Annotated in this window: 1 protein-coding gene and 1 pseudogene; both read right to left on the bottom strand. The window is 68.3% G+C overall.

Going from position 1 to position 1,789, the window contains the following annotated elements; genetic code table 11:
- Positions 1 to 1,576 (bottom strand): hypothetical protein (locus tag B1400_RS09275; RefSeq protein WP_133064683.1); only part of this gene is annotated, 1,576 nt, incomplete at its 3' end.
- 8 nt (positions 1,577 to 1,584) lie between these two features.
- Positions 1,585 to 1,789, bottom strand: a pseudogene (locus B1400_RS09765) (hypothetical protein); the annotation flags it as partial.

Below are 1,789 nucleotides of genomic sequence, written 5' to 3'. Positions count from 1 at the left end.
CGACCGCGGGCACGATCGTGCGGATCATGGCGGGCAGCATGACGACGACCATGATCGTCAGCGTCAGCGTGATCGCCTGGCTGTCGTCGCCCTTGCCGGCCGTGACCATGATCGCCGAGCCGGTCGCCATGACCAGGGCGGCGATCGGCTTGTACAGCAGGAACGCGACGAGGGTGCCCAGCACCTTGCCGAACGACTGGCGGCCGTGCTCGTTCCAGCTCATCGCGGCGAACACGGGGGCCACGCCCACCAGGATCGGCAGCATGCCGGCGCGCAGGTAGGTGAAGATCTTGCCGATCAGGTTGCACAGCCACAGGCTGAATGTGAGCACGAACGCGAGCAGCGGGTCGAGGCGGAAGAACTCCCATGACGCCAGCGTGTTCGACTCCCATGCGTCGCGCATCATGGTCGAGGCGCGTTTGAGCACGTCGCTCGTCCACACGTCCACGACGCCGGTGACCAGGTTGACCGCGCCGGCCAGGCACACGGAGGTGACGATCGCCCACATCAGCGCCTTGCCCAACGGCACCAGGTCGCGGCCCTCCTGGGTCGTGACCAGCTTGTAGCCGGCGGCGAACACGCCGAGCACGGCAGCGATGATCAGGAACGGGTCGACCTGCATGCGCACCCAGTCGGACACGAAATAGCCGTACCCCTCGCCCGGCGTCCACGACTGCAGGTGCGGCGCGACGGGGATCTTCGAGAACCCCTCCCCCCGGTAGTAGTCGCGCGTCGGCTTGAAGAACGTGCACGCGATCGACACGCACGACGAGGCGGCGAACACGCCCAGGAACACCCATCCGGTGCGGTCGAGCAGGCGGTGGTCCTCGCCGAGCAGCCCCTCGCGCGTGTTGGACACGACGCGCGCGCCCACCACGACCAGGCTGACCGCCGCGCACACCGCGAGCAGGCCCTGCAGCACGGGCAGGTACTTGTTCAGGATCGAGAACCATCCGTCGTACATCGGCTCGTCGTTCGCCTGCAGCGTGCCCACCGTCGACGGCGCCGCCACCAGCGTGTTGCGGCTCGTGGTCAGCCAGCTGATCGTCTGCGCCGACTGGTCCTCGTACAGCGCCCACAGCGTGGCCTCCAGCCAGCTGATCTTGCGTTTCTTCTCGCAGGCGATGGCGCGGGTGCGCGCCTGGTCGTCGTCGGCGTATTTCGGCTCCCAGGCGCCCTCGTCGGGCGATTCCTCCTGATAGCCCTTCTCCAGGGCGTCGCACTGCAGGAACGCGGTCGCGGCCAGCTGGTCGCGCACGTCCTCGACGACCTCCTTGCATTGCGCGTCGTCCCAGTTGCTGCCGTTGCACAGCCCCGGGTTCACGCTCACGTCGGCGACGGCGGCGCGGATCTCGTCCTGGCCGATCCATTCGCCCAGACCGTCGGCGGGAATCTCCATGCGTGAGATCACCATCTCCTTGTTCACGACGGTGTCGTTGCCGAACTTGAGCTGCTCGCCCAGGTCCTCGGCGCCGGTGAGCTCCATGGGCGAGCACGCGCCCGCGGCCGCGAGCACGCCCACGGCGAGCATGACGGCCGCGGCCCACCGGCCGAAGCGACGAAGCACACGAATCACGGGTCCTCCTAGCAGCTGCCGGACACGGCCAGACCGATCGCGGCGAGGAACGCCGCCGCGCCGCCGATGAACAGGGCGCCCACGACGAAGTTGAACAGCTTGTCGTACGTGTCGTCGCGGTCGGGCACGCCGTCGCCCTGCTGGCGCAGGACATGCACGCCGATGCGCATCAGGCTGATGATCGCGATCATCAGGCCCAGGGCCTTGACCCAC

This window comes from Bifidobacterium italicum, assembly GCF_002286915.1.
GTDB classification, from domain to species: Bacteria; Actinomycetota; Actinomycetes; order Actinomycetales; family Bifidobacteriaceae; genus Bifidobacterium; species Bifidobacterium italicum.
This window is presented reverse-complemented; position numbering and strand designations above follow the sequence as displayed.